The sequence below is a fragment of the Catellatospora sp. NPDC049111 genome, assembly GCF_040648615.1.
Classification (GTDB): Bacteria; Actinomycetota; Actinomycetes; order Mycobacteriales; family Micromonosporaceae; genus Catellatospora; species Catellatospora aurea.
Map to the genome: position 1 here is coordinate 57,086 of NZ_JBEZEB010000054.1, position 2,555 is coordinate 59,640.

General features: G+C 70.3%; 2 protein-coding genes. One reads left to right on the forward strand and one right to left on the reverse strand.

The window, feature by feature from the left end; genetic code table 11:
• Nucleotides 1-162 precede the first annotated feature (162 nt).
• On the forward strand, nucleotides 163-1,074 hold the full coding sequence (locus AB0B66_RS39565; protein ID WP_360540044.1) for a UTP--glucose-1-phosphate uridylyltransferase: 912 nt from the start codon (nucleotides 163-165) through the stop codon (nucleotides 1,072-1,074).
• Between the two features lie 53 nt (nucleotides 1,075-1,127).
• Here the strand turns inward: AB0B66_RS39565 and AB0B66_RS39570 are convergent.
• On the reverse strand, nucleotides 1,128-2,555 hold a 1,428-nt coding region (locus tag AB0B66_RS39570), incomplete at its 5' end, for a proprotein convertase P-domain-containing protein (RefSeq protein WP_360540045.1).

Below are 2,555 nucleotides of genomic sequence, written 5' to 3' on the forward strand. Positions count from 1 at the left end.
CGTTCGGGCGTGGTCGGGCGCGCACCGCCCGCGGGGCGCGCCCCCCCTGGTACCTCCTCCCCCCCACCCCCCACGCCCGCGCGTGTGGGACGGCCCACTCGGCTGACCGCCTGTTAGCGTCGGGTGTACCGCTGAGCTACTTCCTGACCTGGAGAAACTCTCATGCCTTCGACCATCCGCAGGGCCGTGATCCCCGCCGCGGGGCTCGGCTCCCGGCTGCTGCCCCTGACCAAGGCGATCCCGAAGGAGATGCTGCCCGTCGGTGACAAGCCGGTGATCGAGCACACCGTGCGCGAGCTGGTGGCCTCCGGCATCACCGACATCACGATCGTGATCTCGGGCGGCAAGTCGCTCATCCAGGACCACTTCCGGCCCAACCCGGCGCTGGTGGAGCAGCTGCGCGCGGACGGCAAGACGGCGTACGCCGACGCCGTCGAGGAGATCGCCGAGCTGGCGCAGCAGGGCCACATCACGTACCTCGACCAGCACGGCCCGTACGGCAACGGCACGCCGGTGCTCAACGCGGCCCGCAACTTCGACGACGAGCCGATGCTCGTGCTGTGGCCCGACGACGTGTTCGTCGCCGAGGTGCCCCGCGCCCAGCAGCTGATCCGCGCGTACGAGGCGACGAACTGCCCGGTCCTGGCGCTGATGCCGATGGACCCCGAGCACTCCCAGCGCTACGGGGTGCCGGTGGTCAAGGAGGACCTCGACGGCGGCCTGATGCGCATCACGGGCCTGATGGAGAAGCCGAAGCCGAAAGACGCCCCGTCGGCGTTCGCGGCGATCGGCGGCTACGTCGTCACCCCGGGCATCATCGACGAGCTGCGCGAGCAGACCAAGCGCTGGTACGAGCGCCGCACCGGCGAGGTCTACCTGACCGACGCGATCAACGCGTACGCCTCGACCCGTGCCGTGTACGGGCAGGTCATCTCGGGCCGCTGGTACGACACCGGCAACCCGGCCGACTACCTGGTCGCCCAGATGGCCACCGCCCTGGCGCACCCGGAGTACGGCCCGCTGCTGCGCGGCATGGCCGCCGAGCTGGACGCGCCCGCGAACCCGGCCGTCTGAACACGGGCGAGGGGCCCCGGGTGCGCCGGGGCCCCTCGCTTTCGGGCGGGACTCTAGAGGGTCAGGGTCCAGGTGTTGATGTAGCCGGTGTCGGCCGACGCGGCGTCCTGGACCCGCAGGTTCCAGGTGCCGTTCTTCACCTCGGTCGACAGGTTGACGGTGTAGGTCTGGTTGATGTTGTCGGCGCTGCCGCCGGTCCGGTTGTGCAGGACGTAGGTGCTGCCGTCCGGCGCGACCAGGGTGACGATCAGGTCACCGATGTAGGTGTGCACGATGGCCACCGCGACCGTGGAGGTCGCCGACGCGTTGCCGGAGCAGCCCGCGATCGTGATCGGGCTGTTGACGGTGGTGTTGTCCGGGATGGTCACGTCGGTGCCGTTGGTGCCCGAGCACGGCGGCGGCGTGCCGCCGACCAGGTTCAGCGTCCACGTGTCGATGGTGCCCGTGTCGGCCGACGCCGCGTCCTGCACCCGCAGCTTCCAGGTGCCGTTGGCGGCCTCGCCGGACAGGTTGACGGTGTAGGTCTGGTTGATGTTGTCGGCGCTGCCGCCGGTCCGGTTGTGCAGCAGGTACGCGCTGCCGTCCGGCGCGACCAGGTTCACGATCAGGTCACCGATGTAGGTGTGCAGGATGTTCACCGCGACCGTGCTGGCCGAGCCGGCGTTGCCGGAGCAGCCGGAGATGGTGATCGAGGACTCGACGGTGGTGTTGTCCGGGACCGCCACGTCGGTGGAGTTGGTGCCGGAGCAGCCGGGCGGGCCGTTGACGGTCAGGTTGAACGTCGTGGTCCGGGTCGAGCTGGCGCCGGTTCCGGTGATGGTCACCGCGTACGTGCCCGGCGGGGTGGTCGATCCGGTGGCGATGGTCAGCGTCGACGTGCCGCCCGCCGAGTTGATAGAGGACGGACTGAACGACGCGGTCGCGCCGCTGGGCAGGCCGCTCGCGGTCAGGTTGACCGTCTGCGCGCTGCCGTTGGTCAGCGTCGAGGTGATGGTGCTGCTGACCGAGCTGCCCGGGTTGACCGAACCCGACGCGGGCGCGGCCGCCAGCGAGAAGTCGTTGCCCGCCGGGCAGGCGGCGTCGCTGCCGGCCACGTTGACCGACGTCCAGGCGGCCTGGACGGTCTTGTACTCGACCGAGCACAGGCCGTACAGGTCGGTCGCCGCGGACAGCGTGTAGGCGCGCGAGGTGTTGGCCGGGGTGGACGTGTTCACGTAGCGGGTGCTGGAGGTGAAGTACACGTCCAGCGCGCGGTACCAGATCTTCTCGGCCTTGGTGCGGCCGATGCCGACGACGGCCGGAGCCGAGCCGCAGAGCGGGCTGGTGCCGTACGCGGTCGCGCCGCTGCCCTCGGCCAGGTTGAAGAAGAAGTGGTTGCCGACGCCGGAGCTGTAGTGCACGTCGACGCTGTTGGTGCTGGTCGACCAGCAGCCGTGCGACGAGCCGTCCAGGGTCGGGTTGTACATGTAGCGCAGCGGGGT